Here is a 17749-nt window from a genome sequence, read left to right as displayed (position 1 = left end):
GGTCGAATTTATGTGATGCCTGCCACCATTACAAGAGTGGTCACGCAGTTTTCTGTCCATGACTCAATGTTTCATCTGATTTATTGCCCGGCGTGACCTAAAACCGGCGTGATTTAGAAAAGGACCGTGGCGAACGTGCCCACCTGGCGGAAGCCGACCCGTTCGTACGTGGCCCGGGCCCGGGAGTTGTAGTCATTGACGTACAGGCTGGTAACCGGAGCAAGCTGCCGGGCCAACTGCACGACGGCCGCCATGTAGCCCGCGCTCAGGCCCAGTCCACGGAACGACGGATTCATCCACACCCCCTGGATCTGGGTGACATCGGGAGTGACCGCTCCGAGCTCGGCTTTAAACATCACCTGGCCGTCGCTGTTCAGGTGCACGAGGGAGTGCCCCTGCCTGATCAGCCCTTCCACCCTCCGGCTGTAGAACTCCCGGCCTCCAAGGAACGGCGAGTAGCCCACTTCCTCTTCGAACATGGCGGCGCAGGCAGGCAGGATTTTGTCGAAATCCGCGAGTTGACTGAAACCCAGGCTGGGGTTGGCGGTCACGGCGGGCGGCCCCGCGATGGTCATCAAGGGCTGCTCAGCGCGGACGTCGTGGGCAAGCTGGCCCAGCTGTTCCAACCGGCCGTAGAGAGCCAGCACGGTATCGGCGGGTCCGAAGATGGACGCGAAGCGGCGCCCGGAACGGTGGACGTGCTGCGCAACGAGCCCTGCGAACTCCGGGTCCAGCTGGACGGGCACAAGATTGGCTCCCGTCCAGCAGGCGCCAACCAGCTCCCCGCCGTCGAACACTCCAAGGATGCTGGCCCCGCCCAGGGTGGGGCCAGCCGTGCCCGCAGTAGCCAGGTGCGAGAGCATAAAAACGTTGGCTACGTTGTCTTCCTGTGCCAATTCCCGGAGCCTGTCCGTGTCCTGGCCGCCCAGGACACGGACGTCGACTCCGGCTGTGGCTCCGTCCTTACGAGACGCTAACCACGGGGCTACCCTTGACAGCATCTTCGCCATCGGCCTCCCCCATCTCTTCAGCGATTCGCATGGCCTCTTCGATCAGTGTCTCAACAATTTCGCTCTCGGGAACAGTCTTTATGACCTCTCCCTTCACAAAGATTTGGCCCTTGCCGTTTCCGGAGGCCACACCGAGGTCTGCTTCACGGGCTTCGCCGGGTCCGTTGACGACGCAACCCATGACGGCAACGCGCAGCGGGATCTCCATGCCTTCCAGGCCGGCGGTGACCTGCTCGGCGAGGGTGTAGACGTCCACCTGGGCGCGTCCACAGGACGGGCAAGAGACGATTTCGAGCTTGCGGGGCCTGAGGTTCAGCGACTGCAGGATCTGGTTGCCCACCTTGATTTCCTCCACGGGCGGGGCCGAGAGGGAGACCCTGATGGTGTCGCCGATACCGCGGGACAGCAGGGCGCCGAAGGCCGTGGCGGATTTGATGGTGCCCTGGAAGGCGGGGCCGGCCTCGGTGACGCCAAGGTGCAGGGGCCAATCGCCTTTTTCGGCGAGCATTTCGTAGGCGGCGACCATGATCACCGGGTCATTGTGCTTGACGGAGATTTTGAAGTCGTAGAAGCCGTGCTCCTCGAACAGGGAGGCCTCCCATACGGCGGATTCCACGAGGGCCTCCGGGGTGGCCTTGCCGTATTTCTTCAGGATTCCGGGCTCCAGCGATCCGGCGTTGATGCCGATCCGGATGGAGGTGCCGTGGTCCTTCGCCGCGCGGGCGATTTCCTTGACCTGGTCATCGAATTTGCGGATGTTGCCAGGATTGACCCGAACGGCGGCGCAGCCGGCTTCGATGGCGGCGAAGACGTACTTCGGCTGGAAGTGGATGTCCGCGATCACCGGGATCTGGGACTTGCGGGCAATGATGGGCAGTGCCTCGGCGTCGTCCGCGGACGGGCAGGCCACCCGCACGATGTCGCAGCCTGACGCCGTCAGTTCCGCGATCTGCTGGAGGGTGGCGTTGATGTCTGTGGTGGGCGTGGTGGTCATCGACTGCACGCTGATGGGCGAATCGGAACCGACCCCCACCGAACCGACCTTGATCTGACGCGTCTTCCTGCGCGGGGCAAGAACGGGCGGCGGCGCTGACGGCATTCCCAGGCTGACCGAGGTCACGTGGACTCCTTATATTGAAAGGTCTGTAGTTGGAACTGACTAGGCCGCGTGATCGGCCAGGAGACCGGTCAGTGGAGCCCATTCCGTGGTCCGGATGCCGGAAATGACGCCGGCTGCGGCAAACGGGTCCTGCTTGAGGATTTCGTTCAGGGCCGCTTCATCGGCCGCCTTGAAGATCAGCAGCGCGCCTGCCCCATCCCCGTAGGGTCCGCTCGCCAGCAGCGTGCCTTCCTGCGCCCGTCCCGCGGTCCATTCGCGGTGATCGGGGCGCCGGGCGGCCCGGGTTTCGGAGGACTCGGCGTCGTACACGTACTCAACAGCAAAAACAGTCATACAGCTACCCTATCCCTCAGGCTGCCCGACTTCGCATCCGGGCCGGCTTCCGCACTGCCGGTTCGCGCGGGGCTTAGCCCGGCAAAAGTATCCGGGTCAGGGCGGCAACCCCGGCCGCCCACAGCATGGACGCCAGGGTTCCGATGATGAACCGTTCCGCCGCAACCGGCGTCTCTTTCAGCTCCGCGAACCGTCCCAGGCCCTTGATGGCCACCACATACGCGATGGCCACGGGTTGTCCGGTGAGAATCGCGAGGCAGACGGCCAGCCGTTCCAGGACACCGATGATGGCACCCCCTCGGAGGATGCGCGTGGTGGTGGCCGGCGCCGCGCCGGGGGCGCCGGGTGCGGTCGACGGCGATGGGCCCGGTGCGGTTGCCGCGTCGGCTTCCGCCGGGAGGATGATCTCGCCGTCCACGGTGACATCGGCGGAGGGGTCCTCCACCGCGGGATCGCGGGCCCCGGCAACGGCTGCCTGGCTGGCCGCGTCGGCTTTGTCATCAATGGTCCTGGCGAGCCGGAAGACGAGTGCGGTGACCGGCCAGCCGGCGAATCCTGCCGTGAGGAGGGCGAGGGTGACCCAGAGGGCGTTCATTGTTCTCCTTCCGGACGTTCCCCGGTTTCGATCAGACCGTGGGCCAGGGCCAGGAGCGCCTCCGCGGCGGGCCTCGCCGCCCATTCTTCCTGCCAGCCGGAGCGAAGCAGCGCACGGCTCACCGACTGTTCGCTAATTCCGAGCTTTTTGGCCGCGGCTTTCTGGCTGCCGTGACGTGGCGTGCCCTGGTGCAGGGAGCGGAGAACGTCCACCACTTTCCACTGCGCATCCGTCCGGTCCTGCACCAGGCGCCCGATCAGACGCAGGACGGCCTCGGCGTTCGCGCATGCCCTGGTGCCAGGACCTTCCTCCGGCGCGGGCACAGCACCCCGTCGCTGGCCGCCGGACACCACTGCCAGCGGAACATGGCCGGCAGCGGCCTTGGCGCGTTCAACCGCAAGCCGGGCAGCGACAAAAGCGGGTCCGGATCCTTCCCGGGGACTGGCCGGCAAGGGCAGGTCAACGGAACCCACCCCGATGCCGACGTACCACCGGCCACTGCGCAGGGCGTGCAGCGCAACGTCCACCACCTCCGCCGGATGCTCCAGCACCCCTTGGACTTCGTCGCCCACGGAGCGTTCGAAACGGCCGTCGGGTGAAAGCACGGACAGCTCATCGAGCAGCTCCGGGACGCGGTCCACGTCCCTACTGCTGCCCCGCTGGTCGATGGTGATGACGTACATGGATCAACCATATGCGACCGATTAGTGATAATCAATCATTTACAGCTGAGTTTTGGAAATCAGCCGATAAAGGTTTAATTTTGAAGATCAGCCGCAACTGGTTAGCCGAACAGGTTCACAGGTTTCACGATGTCGGCATAGATCAGCAGGGCGCTCATGCCCATCAGCAGAGCCGCCACAACATATGTCACCGGCAGCATCTTGGCGATATCGAAAGCTCCCGGATCGGGGCGGCCGAACAACTTGGCCACCCGGCGTCGCGCCCCCTCATACAGCGCGCCCGCCACGTGGCCGCCGTCGAGCGGCAGCAGCGGGATCAGGTTGAACACCGCCAGGGCGAAGTTCAGGCCCGCCAGCAGACCCACCAGGGCGGCCAGCCGGGATTGCAGCGGCACCTGTTCCATGGCGGCCACCTCGCCCGCCACCCGCCCCACGCCCACCACGCTAATGGGGCCATTCGGATCGCGGGGCTCTTCGCTGAAGGCCGCCTTCGCCACGCCTACCACACGGGCGGGGAGGTTGAACACCACGCCGGCAATCTGCTTGATGTTTTCGCCCGCCATGGGCAGCACGGATGACGCGGGCTGGGCCACCAGCGCGGTCTGAGCGCCGATCCCAAGGAACCCGACGTCCTGGTATTGAAGATTGCCGCTCGCATCTTTCGCCTGACGCCCGTCGGGGCCGATCACCGGGCGGGCGGACAGCACGGGTGTCACCCTCGTGGTGACGGGCGCGCCGTCGCGCTCCACCGTGATGCTCACTTCACGGCCCGCCGAGGCGCGGATCCACCCGGTCAGTTCATCCCAGTTCGTCACCGCCTTACCGTCGAAGGAGGTGATGACGTCATTCGGTTTGAGCTGGGCCTGGGCCGCCGGGGTCAGTTTGCAGTCGGCGGAGTTCGGATCCACGGTCTCCCCCGCTTTGACCTGGCACTTGGAAACGTCGGCGATGGTGGTGGTGGGCGTGGAGACGCCAAAGCCCATGAGCAGCACCGCGGTCAGGACCACGCCGATCAGGATGTTCATGGCCGGCCCGCCCAGCATGATGATGATCTTCTTCCACACCGGGAGCCGGTAGAAGACCCGGTTTTCATCCCCGGCGCCCACTTCCTCGTGCGCCATGGAACGGGCCTCGGTGGCCAGGGTCTGGAACATGCCGGTGCTGGAGGGCCGCACCGTGCCGTCGTCTTTGTTCGGTGGATACATCCCGATCATGGACACATAGCCGCCCAGCGGGATGGCCTTGACGCCGTATTCGGTCTCACCCTTCCGAGTGGACCACAGGGTGGGTCCGAATCCGATCATGTACTTGGTGACCCGGACCCTGAACAGCTTGGCGGGAAGGAGGTGGCCTACCTCGTGCAGCGCAATGGACACGGCGATGCCGATCGCCACAAAAACGACGCCAAGGATAAAGAGAAGGACGGGGCTCATGCTTGGATCTGCTGCTTCCTAGAGACTGCTTACTGCTAAACGTTCGTGGGTGCGGGCTCGTGCCCACGTTTCAGCTTCCAGTACGGATTCAACCGTCAGCCCGGAGGAGCCTGTGTGTTCGCTGAGCACGGCTTCGATGGTATCCACAATGTCAGTGAAGCGGATCCGGCCGGCGTGGAAAGCCATCACGGCTTCCTCGTTGGCGGCGTTGAACACGGCCGGAAAGGTGCTCCCCCGCCCTGCGGCGTCCTTCGCCAGGGCCACCGCGGGAAAGGCGCTGCCGTCCAGCGGCTCGAAGGTCCAACTGGTGGCCTGCGTCCAGTCGCAGGCCTGTGCGGCCTTCGGTACGCGGTGGGGCCAGCCCAGCCCGAGTGCGATGGGCAGGCGCATGTCCGGCGGGGAGGCCTGGGCAATGATGGAGCCGTCCACGAACTGCACCATGGAGTGCACGATGGACTGGGGATGGACCACAACGTCGATCCGGTCCAGGGGAATGTCGAAGAGCAGGTGCGCCTCAATGACCTCCAGGCCCTTGTTCACCAGGCTGGCGGAGTTGGTGGTGACCATCAGGCCCATGTCCCACGTGGGGTGGTCCAGCGCGTCCTGCGGGGAAACGTCGTGAAGTTCCTCCCGCGTCCTGCCACGGAAAGGGCCGCCCGAGGCCGTCAGGATGAGCCTGTCCACCTCGCCGGCCGTGCCGGAACGCAGGCATTGGGCGATCGCGGAGTGCTCCGAGTCCACCGGAACGATCTGCCCTTCACCGGCCGCCGCCTTGACCAGCGAGCCGCCCACGATCAGCGATTCCTTGTTGGCCAGGGCAAGTGTGGCGCCAGACTTCAGCGCGGCCAGGGTGGGGGCGAGGCCGATGGAACCGGTGATGCCGTTGAGGACGACGTCGGCCTCGACTTCCGCTATCCGGGTGGAGGCGTCGGGCCCGGTGAGGAGCTCGGGCCGGTACCCGCGGAGTCCGGCCGCGCTGGCGGCGTCGTTGATCAGGGCCTGCAGCGCCGCCGCGTCGCCGGTGGCAACCCCAACCGCCCGGGCACGGGTGTGAACTGCCTGCGTGGCCAGCAGTTCGAGGTTGCCTCCCCCGGCGCTGAGCGCCACGACCTCAAAAAGGTGGGGTGCGCCGTCGACGACGTCAATCGCCTGCGTGCCGATGGAACCGGTGGACCCGAGGATGACGACTCTGCGTGGCTGCATGGGTTAAGTATCCCGTACCTCCCGGCAGGGCCCGCGCAGGCGTAACGTGGACAACGTGGACTGGGCTTCCTGGTTCGACGCGCCGGATTACGAATTCGCCCGGCAGGTTCTGCAGCGCGGAATGGCCGTGCTCTATTTCGTCGCGTTCCTGTCCTCCCACAACCAGTTTCCGGCCCTGCTCGGCGAGCGCGGCCTTCTCCCGGTGCCGGAGTATCTGGACATCCTCAAGCGTCTTCGCACGCCCACCCTGTTCCGCTGGCGCTACTCGGACCGCCTCCTGCGCGCCGTGTGCTGGGCCGGCATGTCACTCGCGGCAGTGCTCGTGGCCGGGCTACCCCAGCTGGGGCCGCCGTGGCTGCCGATGCTCGCCTTCCTGGCACTCTGGCTGTTGTATATGTCGATCGTCAATGTGGGACAAACGTTCTACGGCTTTGGCTGGGAGATCCTGCTCCTCGAAGCCGGCTTCACCGTGGCTTTCCTTGGTTCGGACCAGACGCCCCCGCCCAGGACCATCCTGCTGCTCCTGGCCTGGCTTGTGTTCCGCCTCGAGTTCGGCGCAGGCCTGATCAAGATCCGTGGCGGGCGCGAATGGCGTGATCTGACGGCGCTGTACTACCACCATGAAACGCAGCCGATGCCGGGTCCGCTGAGCCGACAGGCGCACCTGCTTCCCAAACCGCTCCACCGGATGGAGGTGCTTGGCAACCACTTCGCGCAGCTCGTGGTGCCTTTCTTCCTCTTTGCGCCACAGCCCTTGGCCACTATTGCCGCCGGAATCATCATCGTCACGCAGCTGTGGCTCGTGGCCAGCGGGAACTTCGCCTGGCTCAACTGGATGGCCATCCTCCTGGCGTTCGCTGCGGTCAGCGACACCGTGGCGCATGCGGCCCTGCCCGTCATCCCGCTGGACTGGCATGCGCCCGCTGGCAGCGCGGACTCCGGCGGACCGGGCCGGTGGCAGTCCCCTGTCTGGTGGCTCGTGGTGGTGCTTGCCGTGACCGTGCTGCTGCTGGTGCTCAGCTACTGGCCGGTCCGGAACCTGTTCTCGCGCAGGCAGCTGATGAACGCCAGTTTCAATCGCTGGCGGCTGGTCAACACGTACGGGGCCTTCGGCACGGTCACCAAATTAAGGATCGAGATCGTGGTGGAGGGAACACTGGCGGAGGAGCCCGACGACGACGCCGACTGGCGCGAGTACGGCTTCAAAGGCAAACCCGGGGACGTGCGGCGAATTCCGCGGCAGTGGGCCCCCTACCATCTCCGCCTCGACTGGCTGATGTGGTTCCTGCCACTCCGCACGGTGCACGAGGAGTGGTTCTACGCGTTCCTGGCGAAGTTGCTGGAGGCCGACCGCCAGGTGCTGCGACTGCTGCGCCACGATCCGTTCGACGGCGGCCGCCCGCGGTGGGTGCGGGCCCGCAGCTACCTGTACCACTTCGCCACCCGGGAGCAGTTCCGGGAGACCGGTCAGCGCTGGATACGGACCCCCCTGCATGAGCCTATTCCGCCGCTGTCCCTGCCGCCGGGCCGCTGACCGGGCGCGCTCAACCGGCTACGTTGCCCGGAGGCTGTACCGGTGTTCGGGCCTCCCAGTGGTGCCATAGCGCAGGTTGACGTCCACGGAGCCGTCCTCAACCAGGGCCGAGAGGTACCGTTGCGCCGTTGCGCGGGAGATGCCGACGGTCGCGGAAACGTCCACTGCGGTCAGTGCTCCCGGGGTCCGCCCGAGGGCGCCGAGGACGGCGTTCTCCGTCACGGTCCGGGCTTTGGCTGTTTGCGCATCCGAGGAGTGAAGCTGGCGCACGGCACGTTCCAGAGCCTCCTGGTCCAGTGCGGACTCCGAAGCGAGCAGGCGGCGGTAACGGCCATAGCCGCGGAGCTTTTCCGCGAGCTGCTTCTCCGAAAAGGGCTTGATGAGATATCCGAGTGCTCCCCTCCGCATGGCCTTCCGCACGGAGGAGGGGTCCGAGGCGGCGCTGAGCACGAAAGCGTCAATGTCCAGCCCCCGCAGAATATCCAAGCCGTTGCCGTCCGGGAGGTAGATGTCCACGAGGACAAGGTCCGGGCGGTAGGCATGGATGGCCTCCAGTGCGGCTCCCCCCGTACCCACAGGTTCCAATGCCATGTAGCCGGGCGCCCCATTGACATAGGTGGCGTGGAGCCGGGCCACGTGGAAATCGTCGTCCACAATCTGGACCCTCAGGTCATCCTTCATTTCCTGTCCTTTCCTCATGTAGTGCAAGGACCCGCGGCAGGCGCGCACAGAACACGGCGCCCGGTCCCCCCGCCGCTCCCGGGGAAATCACCAAGACGTCGCCGCCACGGCTGCGCGCGATCTGGCGGGAAAGGGTCAACCCCAGTCCTTCTCCGTGACCGGCATGTCCTGCTTCCGTCCAATCGCCCGGGCCCTGGGGCAGTCCGTGGTCCGGCGTCCTTCCCGAGGTCGAGTAGCCCTCCTTGAACGGCGCCTCAGGGTCCAAAGCGTGCAGCCCGTCCCCCGAATCAGCCACCGTGAGATAGAGCGTGCTGTCCTCGCTGAGCAGCTCCACCTCCACCCAACGGTCCAGGCATTCCCCCCGGACAGCCGCAGCAACGGCGTTATCCGCCAGGTTCCCCAGGACAGTGGTGACATTCTGCGGATCGGATACCGTCCCCGTGATCAGAGTGGCCTCACCCAGCCGGAGGCGGACGCCCATCTCCGCCGCGCGCAGCGCCTTCGCGCCAATGAACGCCTGGAGATAGGTGTCCTCCAGCTTGCCCGCAAAATCCACAGGGTACTTCAGTGGACCCGATTTCAGCGTTGCCTGGAGGTAGCTGGCTGCTTCGTCCGCGCGCCCGACGTTCAGCAACCCGGAAACGGCGTGTAACCGGTTGGCGAATTCGTGGCGCTGCGCCCTCAGGGCAGTGGAGAGTGCGCCCACGGCATCCAGTTGGCGGCTGAGTGCTTCGACGTCAGTCCGGTCGCGGACCATCAGGACCCAGCCGAGTTTCCGCCGGCCCCGCACCACCTTCCGTGCCGTCATGATCAGCACTGAGCCGTTCACCATCATCTGAACGCTGCTTTTCCCGTCGGCGTTGGCCGGTTCGAGCAGCGCCAGCACCCGGGACGGAAGTCCGAGTTCCGCCAATGTGCGTCCGGAGCTGCCCGCCAGGCCCAGAAGGCGGCGGGCCTTCCCGTTGCAGATGGTGACGCGGCCGTCTTCGGCGATGCCCAGCACGCCTTCGTCGACCCCATAGAGCACCACCGCCTGGTCCTGCACAAGTTCACCGATCTCAGCAGGTTCCAGGCCCAGCGTGTGGGTGCGCAGCCTGCGGCTCAATAGGGCCGTTCCGGCCGTGCCCAGTGTCAGGGCCACAGCCGCGACTCCGAGGATGGGGAGGATGGCGGCCTGCAGACCTGCGAGCACGTCGCGGGTGGAAAACCCGACGCTGACCTCGCCGACAATGGACCGCCCGTCCATGGACCAGACAGGGACCTTCGAACGGACGGAAGGGCCGAGGGTTCCGGTCTCCTGGACGGTGATTTCCTGTCCCGAGAGGGCGGCATCCGGGCTGGTGCTCACCGGCCGGCCCAGCTCGGCCGGGTTGGGATGTGACCAGCGGAGGCCGGACCTGTCCGTGACCACCACGAACAAGGCGTCGGTCCGGTCCCGGAGCACTTCGGCAAGTTGCTGGACCGGTCCTGTGCGCAGCGTGGAGTTCCCCGGCCTGATGTCAGCGGGGGCCACAGCGTTAAGTTCCCTGCGGATGGTTTCCTCCACGGCGAGGCTCTGGGCCACGGCCAGGGATTTGGATCCGATCTCATCACTGAGCCGCTGATACGTCAGCAAGCCGTAAACGCCCGCAGTCAGAATGATCACCAGAACCACAACGGCGAGCTGGAGGACCAGCATCCTGGTTGAAAACGCCAGCCCCGGCCGGCGGACCGCCCGGCGGTCCCCCAGCTCCGGGACAACACTGTCCGCTGCTTCCACCGGCTCCTCATTCACTTCCTGCACCGGACCCCGGTGACCCGGCACAACGTTAGGGCCATTGCCTCCCCAAGCACCACTGATACGTGAGCACAAAGCGCACAAGGTGCAGAAAGGGTTGATTAGCGGCAATGGAGCTAAAGGGCGACGACGCCGACTTCGCCCCGTAGCGTCTTGTGACGTGGCACACAGGCAGCCAAATCCGGGGCCTGCGCCGCAGCAACGCAAAGTGACGAAGGAGACACCATGCCAGCCAATAAGGCGCCGCTGATTGAGTTGAGGGCGGCGACGAAGAGATTCCCTAAGAACGGCGGGGGCATCCATACCGCCATCCGCGATGTGAACCTGGCCGTTGCTCCCGGGGAGTTCGTCGCCGTCGTCGGGCCCACCGGATGTGGCAAATCCACCACGCTGTCCTTGATCTCCGGACTCCAGCCCGCCTCGGAAGGCGAAACGTATGTCCGGGGGGAACTGGTGACGGGCATCCCGGCCCGGGTGGGGTACATGTTCCAGGCCGACGCCACCCTTCCGTGGCAGACGGTGCTGGACAATGTGGCCTCGGGCCCCCGTTACCGGGGAGCTTCGAAGGCGGACGCCCGCATCCAGGCCCGGGAATGGGTAGAACGCGTGGGGCTGGGAAAATTCGAAAAGTACTACCCGCACCAGCTCTCCGGCGGCATGCGGAAGCGGGTTGCGCTGGCTCAAACGCTGGTCAACGAACCCGAGATCATGCTCATGGACGAACCGTTCAGTGCCTTGGACGTCCAGACCCGCCAGCTCATGCAGCAGGAGCTCCTAAGGCTCTGGAGCGGCAGCGACGCCGCCGTTGTTTTTGTTACCCACGACCTGGAAGAGGCCATTGCCCTTGCTGACCGTGTGGTGGTGATGACGGCGAGCCCGGCAACCATCAAGGCGGAATTCAGGGTGGATCTTCCCCGTCCGCGCGATGTGGAGGAGGTCCGGTTGACGCCCGGGTTCCTGGCAATCTACCGCCAGGTCTGGGAGAGCCTGCGCGACGAAGTGGAACAGGCCAGGGCCACGGCCGGACAACCCGATGCAAAGTAAACGAAACCAGTTAGGACAACGACGATGACGTCACCCACCATAAGCGCCCCACGCGCGGCACAGGGTCAGGAGCTCAGCGCCGAAAGCGAGGCCGGATTGCTCGCCGGTGCCCGCAAGTCGAGACGAAATGCCGCCTACAAGGTCTGGGCCCTGCGCGCACTGATCGTGGCCGTGTGGCTGGGCAGCTGGGAACTGACCGCCACCTATCTGATCGACCCGTTCTTCTACTCCAAGCCGTCCCTGATCTGGGACCGCCTGATCCAATGGTTTGCCTCCGGCACCCAGTTCGGATCGGTGTGGGAAAACATTGGCTACACCGTTCTGGAGGCAACGGCCGGCTTCGCCATCGGCACCGTCGCTGGGATCGTGCTCGGCGTCCTCCTGGGCCGGAGCCGCTACATGGCGGAGGTCTTTTCACCCTTCATCAAAGCTGCCAATGCGGTTCCGCGAATCGTGCTCGCCGCGCTGTTCATCATCTGGTTCGGTTTCGGCATCAGTTCCAAGATTGCCACGGTGGTGGTCCTGGTGTTCTTCGCGGTGTTCTTCAACGCCTTCACCGGCGCCCGCGAAGTGGACGGCAACGTGGTGAACAACGCACGGATCCTGGGAGCAAGCAAACGCAAAATCCTGACCTCGATCGTGCTTCCCAGCGCCACCACCTGGATCCTTTCCTCGCTCCACACCGCCTTCGGGTTCGCGCTCATCGGGGCGATCGTGGGCGAGTACGCCGGGGCGAAACACGGCATGGGCATGCTGATCGCCAACGCCCAGGGCACGTTCGACTCGGCGGGTATCTACGCCGGCATGATCATCGTCACCGTGGTGGCGCTGCTGGCTGAATCCGTCATCACCACCGCAGAAAACAAGCTCCTCAAATGGCGGCCCTCTCAGGCCCAGACTCAGATCAAGGGAATCTAAACCATGAAAACGAAACTACAGCGACGTAGTGTCCAGGCATCAGCCGTCCTTCTCACCATCGCGGTGGCCGCCGGAGTGAGCGGCTGCCAGGATTCACGGGCGGCCTCCGTGGACAGCGCAAGCACACCCGAAGTCAACATCATTGTGGGCGGCCTGGAAAAGGTCATCTACATGCCCGCCAAGCTCGCCGAAGGCCTGGGTTTGTTCGAAAAGGAAGGGGTCAAGGTCAACCTGCTGGGCGAGCAGTCCGGCGCCACAGCGGAGAACTCGCTTCTGACCGGCAATGCCCAGGGCGTCGAGGGGTTCTATGACCACACCATCGATTTGCAGGCCAAGGGACAGTGCATCACCTCAGTGGTGCAGCTGGCGAACATCCCCGGCGAGGCCGAGGTGGTCTCCAGCAGCAAGGCCGGAGCGATCAAGTCGGCGGCCGACTTTGAAGGACGGAACCTGGGTATCACCTCTCTGGGGTCATCAACCGACTTCCTCACCCAGGCCCTCGCCGGGCAGGCAGGGGTGAAGAGCTACACCCCGGCCAAGGTCGGCGCCGGCCAGACCTTCATTGCAGCCATGGACAACAACGGCATCGATGCGGGCATGACCACCGATCCCACCATCGCCCAGCTGGTTGAAACCGGAAAGGGCAAAGTGATGATCGACATGCGCACGGAGGAAGGAACCCGCAAGGCGCTCGGCGGCCTCTATCCCGCGGCGTCCGTGTACATGAGCTGCGACTTCGTGCAGAAGAACCCGCAGACGGTCCAGAAGGTGGTCAACGCCTTCGTGGGCGCCCTCCGGTTCATCAACAGCCACAGCGCGGCAGAGATCGCCGCCAAGATGCCCAAGGAATACGCCAACGCCGGGCAGGCGCTTTACGAAAAGTCCATCAATGACACCAAGACCATGTTCAACAAGGACGGAAAGATGGATGCCGACGGCGCCAGGAACGTGCTCAGCATCCTGGACAAATACTCCACCAACGTCAAGGGGAAAGGCTCGTCCATCGATCTGAGCAAGACGTACACCACGGCCTTTGTCGAGAAGGTCCCGGCAGAGAAGTAGCGGCAGCTGGTCTGAGCGAACAGGCCACCAGGGATCCCGCGGGAAACAGAAGGCAGCGGGTGCGTCCGGGATTAATCACCGGCCGCACCCGCTGCTTTGTTGCGGGAGTTCCTAGACCGTGTGCCCGGCGCGCCTCAGGGTGGACTCGGCATGCTTCAGGATGGGGCCGTCGATCATCCGGCCGTTGAACTGGAACACGCCCGCGCCGGCAGCGGCCGCGGCATCCAGCAGTTCGGTGGCGGCAGCCACTTCGGATTCTCCGGGCGCGTAGGCTTCGCGGACCACGGGCACCTGGTTCGGATGGATGCAGGCCTTGGAGCCAAATCCGGAGGCGACGGCGTCGCGGGATTCGGCGCCCAGCCCCTCAAGGTCGGGGATGTTCACGTAGACGGAGTCGATGGCCTCCTTGCCGGCAGCCCTGGCAGCGAGCAGCACGGTGGAGCGGGCGTGCAGCGCGACGGCGCGGTAGCCGCCGTCGTCGTTCCTGCTGGATGTCCCGCCCAGCGACGCGATGAGGTCCTCGGCGCCCCACATCAACGCCACCACGTTCGGTGCCGCCGCGATGGCCGCGGCGTTGAGGATTCCCGCCGCCGTCTCACACAGCGCGATCACGTGGAAGCCCTCAAGCTCCTTGAGCTGCCCGGCATTTTCGGTCTTGGCGAGCATCACGGTCCTGTACGGGGTGTGCTTGAGGCAGTGGAGGTCCTTCTCGAACTCCTCGGTGCCGGCCGGGTTAAGCCTGATGATGGTGGAGGCGGGGTTCAGCTCGGGAACGTCGCCCGTGGAACCAAGCTGCGCGAGGATGGCACCCCGGGCCCGCTGCTTGTCCGCCGGGGCCACGGCGTCCTCCAAGTCGAGGATCACGGCGTCGGCACGCTCGGCGGCCTTCTGGTACCGCTCGGGGCGGTCGGCGGGGCAGAACAGGAGGGCGGGACCCATCAGGAAGCTCATGGCTCTATTCTCCCCTTTTCCGCCGTTTCTTTCTGCGCAGCGGCATGGGCCTCGCGTGTCCACATGAGGCAGCTGCGGGTGGCAAGCGCCACCACCACCCCGTCCTGGTTCCGGCCGGTGTGATTCATGGTCACGATCCCCTGGCCCGGGCGGGAGGCGGAGGGTCTTTTCGCGCTGATGACAGTCTCCGTGTACAGGGTGTCGCCGTGGTACAGCGGGTGCGGGAAGGAGACATCGGTGAGGCCGAGCTGGGCAATGATGGTGCCTTGGGTCAGCTGGGGAACCGACTGCCCCACCACCGTGGCGAGGGTGAACATGGAGTTCATCAGGCGCTGGCCGAAGGGCTGCCGCGCGCTCCAGGCCGCGTCAAGGTGCAGGGCCTGCGTGTTCATGGTCATGGTGGTGAAGAGGACGTTGTCCGTCTCAGTCACCGTGCGTCCCGGGCGGTGGGCATAGACCACGCCTTCTTCCAGTTCCTCGAAATACAGGCCGCGCTGTTCAATAACCCTCGGCTCGCTGCCCCGCGGCCGGGGAGGATGGGCGCTCATACGGTCAATTCCTGGTCTTCCTCGAAAAGCTCGGCGCCCGTGGCGGCCGCCACGTCCTCTACAGAGACGTTGGGCGCCAGTTCCCGCAGCACCAGCCGGCTCTCGCCGCCCACGTCGACGACGTCGATCACTGCCAGGTCCGTGATGATCCGGTCCACGCAGGCTTTGCCGGTCAGCGGCAGCGTGCACTTCTCCACGATCTTTGGCCGTCCGTTCCGGTCCACGTGTTCCATCATCACGATGACCTTCTTTGCCCCGAAGACCAGGTCCATGGCACCGCCCATCCCCTTGACCATCTTTCCCGGGATCATCCAGTTCGCCAGGTCCCCGTTGGCGGCGACCTCCATGGCACCGAGCACCGCCACATCCACGTGGCCGCCCCGGATCATCCCGAAGGAGGCTGCGGAGTCAAAGAACGCGGCTCCGGGATTGACGGTGACGGTTTCCTTGCCCGCGTTGATCAGGTCCGGGTCCACCTCGTCCTCGCCCGGGTAGGGTCCGACGCCCAGGATGCCGTTCTCGGAGTGGAGCACCACCTCCACGCCGGCCGGAATGTAATTGGGGATCAGGGTGGGCATGCCGATGCCGAGGTTGACGTACTGGCCGTTGTGCAGCTCCTGCGCCACCCGGGCGGCCAGTTCGTTGCGTGTCCAGCCCTTGCTGTCATTACCGGAAGGGTGCGCCACCGCGGCGCGCCGGTACTCGGGCCGGACGGCTTCCGGACGGGTCGGCGCACCCTGCGTGCTGTTCGAATCCATGGCTACGCTCCTGCGGTGTTGGTGGTGCGGGACGTGTCGGTGGTGCCCGAAGCGGAGGCCGGGGTGAGCGCCACCGTTCTCTTTTCGATGCGCTTCTCAATCCGCGGGGCCACAACAACGCGTTGGACGAAGATGCCGGGCGTGTGAATGTGTTCCGGGTCCAGTTCACCGGGTTCGACGAGTTCTTCAACCTCGGCGATGGTGATCCTGCCCGCCATGGCACACAGGGGGTTGAAGTTCATGGCTGCGGCATGAAAGACCAGGTTGCCGTGCCGGTCGCCCTTCCAGGCATGGACCAGGCCGAAGTCCGGCGTCAGCGAGTCCTCCAGGACGTAATCAGTGCCGTTGAAATTGCGCACTTCCTTGGGGGCGGAGGCAATCGCGATGTTTCCGTCGGCGTCGTACTTCTGCGGCAGGCCGCCCTCGGACACCTGGGTGCCCACACCCGCCGGGGTGTAGAAGGCGGGGATGCCGGCGCCGCCGGCCCGCAGCTTTTCGGCGAGCGTGCCCTGCGGGGTGAGTATCACCTCCAGTTCGCCGGAAAGGTACTGCCGGGCAAACTCCTTGTTCTCCCCCACGTAGGAGCTGATGGTGCGCCGGATCCTGCCGTCCTTGAGCAGGATTCCCAGGCCCCAGTCATCGACGCCGCAATTGTTGCTCACCGTCTCGAGCTCCCTGGCCCCGCGCTGGTGGAGGGCGTCGATGAGCGCCACCGGAATGCCGCATAACCCGAACCCGCCGACGGCGAGCGACGCGCCGTCGTGGATATCCGCAACGGCCTCCGCAGCGCTGGCAACCACCTTGTCAATCATCGTTGATCCTTTCAGGTCGGGTCCTCCAGGGGCCTCGCCAGGCTTTACCACCAGCGGCGGTTACAGTCCCAGTTCGCGGGCGATCAGCATCAGCTGAACCTCCGTGGTGCCCTCCCCGACCTCAAGGATCTTGGAGTCGCGGTAATGGCGTGCCACGGTGAACTCGTTGATGAAGCCATAGCCGCCGAACACCTGGGTGGCGTCCCGCGCGTTGTCCATGGCTGCCTCGCCTGCGACCATCTTAGCGATGGCCGCCTGCGTCTTGAACGGCTTCCCGGCGAGCATCCGGGCGGCGGCATCGTAGTAGGCCAGCCGGGCGGTGTGGGCGCGTGCCTGCATGCGGGCGATTTTGAAGGCGATGGCCTGGTATTTGCCGATGTTCTGCCCGAACGCGCTGCGCTCCTTGGCGTATTTCACCGACAGGTCCACACACCCCTGGGCGGCACCTGTGGCAAGCGCCGCGATGGCGATCCGGCCCTCGTCCAGGATGGAGAGGAAGTTCGCGTAGCCGCGGCCCTCCTCGCCGAGCAGGTTGGCCTCCGGCACGTGGACGTCCTTCAACGTGAGGGGGTGCGTATCGGAGGCGTTCCAGCCAACCTTGTTGTAGGCCTTCTCGGCTTTGAAACCGGGAGTGTCCGCGGGCACTAGAAGGGTGGAAATTTCCTTCTTGACGCTGCCGTCCTTGCGCTCATGACTGTTGGTCACGGCCGTCACGGTGACCAGGCGGGTGATGTCCGTACCGGAGTTCGTGATGAACTCCTTGTTGCCGTTGATGACCCAGACGTTCTCACCCCCGACAACCTCGCGCCGGGCCGTGGTCTTGGTCCCCCCGGCGTCCGAACCCGCTTCCGGCTCGGTCAGCCCGAAGCCCGCGAGCGCTTTGCCGGACGCGAGCAACGGCAGCCATTCCTGCTTCTGCGCGTCGGTGCCGAACCGGTAGACGGGCATGGCGCCCAGGGAGACCCCGGCTTCCAGGGTGATGGCGACGGACTGGTCCACCCGGCCGAGCTGCTCAAGAGCCAGCGCCAGCGCGAAGTAATCCCCGCCCATGCCGCCGAACTCCTCCGGGAAGGGAAGGCCGAAGAGTCCCATGTCCGCCATTTTGGAGACGACTTCGTAGGGGAAGCTGTGCTCTTCGTCGTGCCTGGCGGACACCGGGGCCACCACCTCGTCGGCAAATTCACGAACGGTGTCGCTGAGGTCCTGGTATTCCTCGCTGAGCTCAAAATCAGCCATGTTGGGACTTCCTTGTCTGGTGTTTCGGGGGGTCTGCAGGTCTGTGGTTTG

Annotated in this window: 18 protein-coding genes; 4 read left to right on the top strand and 14 right to left on the bottom strand. The window is 65.3% G+C overall.

Annotated elements, in window-relative coordinates; genetic code table 11:
* Positions 1 to 113: 113 nt before the first annotated feature.
* The 7 genes from ACP4XC_RS06865 to dxr all read right to left on the bottom strand — a co-directional run bounded on the left by ACP4XC_RS06865 (position 114) and on the right by dxr (position 6377).
* Positions 114 to 1001 (bottom strand): GNAT family N-acetyltransferase, encoded by an 888-nt coding sequence (locus ACP4XC_RS06865; RefSeq protein WP_427175043.1) that lies wholly within the window; start codon positions 999 to 1001, stop codon positions 114 to 116.
* The gene (gene ispG / locus ACP4XC_RS06860) at positions 964 to 2130 is read right to left on the bottom strand and encodes a flavodoxin-dependent (E)-4-hydroxy-3-methylbut-2-enyl-diphosphate synthase (RefSeq protein ID WP_427174114.1); all 1167 of its coding nucleotides are present in this window, start codon (positions 2128 to 2130) and stop codon (positions 964 to 966) included. Before ispG ends, ACP4XC_RS06865 begins: the two co-directional genes overlap by 38 nt.
* Before the next feature lie 39 nt (positions 2131 to 2169).
* Entirely contained in the window at positions 2170 to 2463 is a 294-nt protein-coding gene (locus tag ACP4XC_RS06855) for a YciI family protein (protein ID WP_427174113.1), read from the bottom strand.
* 73 nt (positions 2464 to 2536) lie between these two features.
* Entirely contained in the window at positions 2537 to 3058 is a 522-nt protein-coding gene (locus ACP4XC_RS06850; RefSeq protein WP_427174112.1) for a hypothetical protein, read from the bottom strand.
* Positions 3055 to 3741 (bottom strand): MarR family transcriptional regulator, encoded by a 687-nt coding sequence (locus ACP4XC_RS06845; protein WP_427174111.1) that lies wholly within the window; start codon positions 3739 to 3741, stop codon positions 3055 to 3057. The genes ACP4XC_RS06850 and ACP4XC_RS06845 overlap by 4 nt, the downstream gene beginning before the upstream one ends.
* Positions 3742 to 3842: 101 nt before the next feature.
* Positions 3843 to 5174 carry a M50 family metallopeptidase gene (locus tag ACP4XC_RS06840; RefSeq protein ID WP_427174110.1) on the bottom strand — a complete coding sequence of 444 codons (1332 nt, stop codon included), beginning with the start codon at positions 5172 to 5174 and terminating at the stop codon, positions 3843 to 3845.
* 18 nt (positions 5175 to 5192) lie between these two features.
* The gene (gene dxr / locus ACP4XC_RS06835) at positions 5193 to 6377 is read right to left on the bottom strand and encodes a 1-deoxy-D-xylulose-5-phosphate reductoisomerase (protein WP_427174109.1); all 1185 of its coding nucleotides are present in this window, start codon (positions 6375 to 6377) and stop codon (positions 5193 to 5195) included.
* A gap of 55 nt (positions 6378 to 6432) precedes the next feature.
* Between dxr and ACP4XC_RS06830 the strand changes: the two genes are divergently transcribed.
* On the top strand, positions 6433 to 7911 hold the full coding sequence (locus ACP4XC_RS06830; protein ID WP_427174108.1) for a lipase maturation factor family protein: 1479 nt from the start codon (positions 6433 to 6435) through the stop codon (positions 7909 to 7911).
* A gap of 18 nt (positions 7912 to 7929) precedes the next feature.
* Here the strand turns inward: ACP4XC_RS06830 and ACP4XC_RS06825 are convergent, their stop codons facing one another.
* Together ACP4XC_RS06825 and ACP4XC_RS06820 are read right to left on the bottom strand one after the other, a co-directional pair.
* Complete coding sequence (locus tag ACP4XC_RS06825; protein WP_427174107.1) at positions 7930 to 8592, bottom strand: response regulator; 663 nt, start codon at positions 8590 to 8592, stop codon at positions 7930 to 7932.
* Positions 8582 to 10366 (bottom strand): sensor histidine kinase, encoded by a 1785-nt coding sequence (locus ACP4XC_RS06820; RefSeq protein ID WP_427174106.1) that lies wholly within the window; start codon positions 10364 to 10366, stop codon positions 8582 to 8584. The genes ACP4XC_RS06825 and ACP4XC_RS06820 overlap by 11 nt, the downstream gene beginning before the upstream one ends.
* 228 nt (positions 10367 to 10594) lie before the next feature.
* Between ACP4XC_RS06820 and ACP4XC_RS06815 the strand changes: the two genes are divergently transcribed.
* From ACP4XC_RS06815 to ACP4XC_RS06805, 3 genes are read left to right on the top strand one after another with little or no spacing between them, the layout of a single operon-like run.
* Entirely contained in the window at positions 10595 to 11413 is an 819-nt protein-coding gene (locus ACP4XC_RS06815; protein WP_427174105.1) for an ABC transporter ATP-binding protein, read from the top strand.
* A gap of 24 nt (positions 11414 to 11437) precedes the next feature.
* On the top strand, positions 11438 to 12331 hold the full coding sequence (locus ACP4XC_RS06810) for an ABC transporter permease (protein WP_427174104.1): 894 nt from the start codon (positions 11438 to 11440) through the stop codon (positions 12329 to 12331).
* 3 nt (positions 12332 to 12334) lie between these two features.
* The gene (locus ACP4XC_RS06805) at positions 12335 to 13393 is read left to right on the top strand and encodes an ABC transporter substrate-binding protein (RefSeq protein WP_427174103.1); all 1059 of its coding nucleotides are present in this window, start codon (positions 12335 to 12337) and stop codon (positions 13391 to 13393) included.
* 111 nt (positions 13394 to 13504) lie between these two features.
* Here the strand turns inward: ACP4XC_RS06805 and ACP4XC_RS06800 are convergent, their stop codons facing one another.
* From ACP4XC_RS06800 to ACP4XC_RS06780, 5 genes are read right to left on the bottom strand one after another with little or no spacing between them, the layout of a single operon-like run.
* Positions 13505 to 14344 carry an HpcH/HpaI aldolase/citrate lyase family protein gene (locus ACP4XC_RS06800; RefSeq protein WP_427174102.1) on the bottom strand — a complete coding sequence of 280 codons (840 nt, stop codon included), beginning with the start codon at positions 14342 to 14344 and terminating at the stop codon, positions 13505 to 13507.
* Positions 14341 to 14892, bottom strand: a complete 552-nt coding sequence (locus ACP4XC_RS06795; protein WP_427174101.1) for a MaoC family dehydratase — start codon at positions 14890 to 14892, stop codon at positions 14341 to 14343. The genes ACP4XC_RS06800 and ACP4XC_RS06795 overlap by 4 nt, the downstream gene beginning before the upstream one ends.
* Positions 14889 to 15650: a CoA transferase subunit B gene (locus tag ACP4XC_RS06790; protein WP_427174100.1), complete on the bottom strand. Its 762-nt coding sequence runs from the start codon at positions 15648 to 15650 to the stop codon at positions 14889 to 14891. Before ACP4XC_RS06790 ends, ACP4XC_RS06795 begins: the two co-directional genes overlap by 4 nt.
* Positions 15651 to 15652: 2 nt before the next feature.
* On the bottom strand, positions 15653 to 16462 hold the full coding sequence (locus ACP4XC_RS06785) for a CoA transferase subunit A (protein ID WP_427174099.1): 810 nt from the start codon (positions 16460 to 16462) through the stop codon (positions 15653 to 15655).
* A 60-nt stretch (positions 16463 to 16522) separates the two neighbouring features.
* Positions 16523 to 17698: an acyl-CoA dehydrogenase family protein gene (locus tag ACP4XC_RS06780; RefSeq protein ID WP_427174098.1), complete on the bottom strand. Its 1176-nt coding sequence runs from the start codon at positions 17696 to 17698 to the stop codon at positions 16523 to 16525.
* Between the last annotated feature and the right edge of the window lie 51 nt (positions 17699 to 17749).

It is taken from the genome of Arthrobacter sp. 92 (assembly GCF_050260325.1).
Taxonomy (GTDB): domain Bacteria; phylum Actinomycetota; class Actinomycetes; order Actinomycetales; family Micrococcaceae; genus Arthrobacter.
Note: the sequence above shows the minus strand (reverse complement) of the source record. Positions and strands in the feature narration are given on the sequence as shown.

What these genes read in the sequence shown, in the direction of transcription:
- ACP4XC_RS06855 (WP_427174113.1), bottom strand. Translation starts at nt 2,463, where the DNA reads ATGACTGTTTTTGCTGTTGAGTACGTGTACGACGCCGAGTCCTCCGAA.
- dxr (WP_427174109.1), bottom strand. Translation starts at nt 6,377, where the DNA reads ATGCAGCCACGCAGAGTCGTCATCCTCGGGTCCACCGGTTCCATCGGC.
- ACP4XC_RS06825 (WP_427174107.1), bottom strand. Translation starts at nt 8,592, where the DNA reads ATGAAGGATGACCTGAGGGTCCAGATTGTGGACGACGATTTCCACGTG.
- ACP4XC_RS06865 (WP_427175043.1), bottom strand. Translation starts at nt 1,001, where the DNA reads ATGCTGTCAAGGGTAGCCCCGTGGTTAGCGTCTCGTAAGGACGGAGCC.
- ACP4XC_RS06790 (WP_427174100.1), bottom strand. Translation starts at nt 15,650, where the DNA reads ATGGATTCGAACAGCACGCAGGGTGCGCCGACCCGTCCGGAAGCCGTC.
- ACP4XC_RS06850 (WP_427174112.1), bottom strand. Translation starts at nt 3,058, where the DNA reads ATGAACGCCCTCTGGGTCACCCTCGCCCTCCTCACGGCAGGATTCGCC.
- ACP4XC_RS06810 (WP_427174104.1), top strand. Translation starts at nt 11,438, where the DNA reads ATGACGTCACCCACCATAAGCGCCCCACGCGCGGCACAGGGTCAGGAG.
- ACP4XC_RS06845 (WP_427174111.1), bottom strand. Translation starts at nt 3,741, where the DNA reads ATGTACGTCATCACCATCGACCAGCGGGGCAGCAGTAGGGACGTGGAC.
- ACP4XC_RS06840 (WP_427174110.1), bottom strand. Translation starts at nt 5,174, where the DNA reads ATGAGCCCCGTCCTTCTCTTTATCCTTGGCGTCGTTTTTGTGGCGATC.
- ACP4XC_RS06780 (WP_427174098.1), bottom strand. Translation starts at nt 17,698, where the DNA reads ATGGCTGATTTTGAGCTCAGCGAGGAATACCAGGACCTCAGCGACACC.
- ACP4XC_RS06795 (WP_427174101.1), bottom strand. Translation starts at nt 14,892, where the DNA reads ATGAGCGCCCATCCTCCCCGGCCGCGGGGCAGCGAGCCGAGGGTTATT.
- ACP4XC_RS06805 (WP_427174103.1), top strand. Translation starts at nt 12,335, where the DNA reads ATGAAAACGAAACTACAGCGACGTAGTGTCCAGGCATCAGCCGTCCTT.
- ACP4XC_RS06815 (WP_427174105.1), top strand. Translation starts at nt 10,595, where the DNA reads ATGCCAGCCAATAAGGCGCCGCTGATTGAGTTGAGGGCGGCGACGAAG.
- ACP4XC_RS06785 (WP_427174099.1), bottom strand. Translation starts at nt 16,462, where the DNA reads ATGATTGACAAGGTGGTTGCCAGCGCTGCGGAGGCCGTTGCGGATATC.
- ACP4XC_RS06800 (WP_427174102.1), bottom strand. Translation starts at nt 14,344, where the DNA reads ATGAGCTTCCTGATGGGTCCCGCCCTCCTGTTCTGCCCCGCCGACCGC.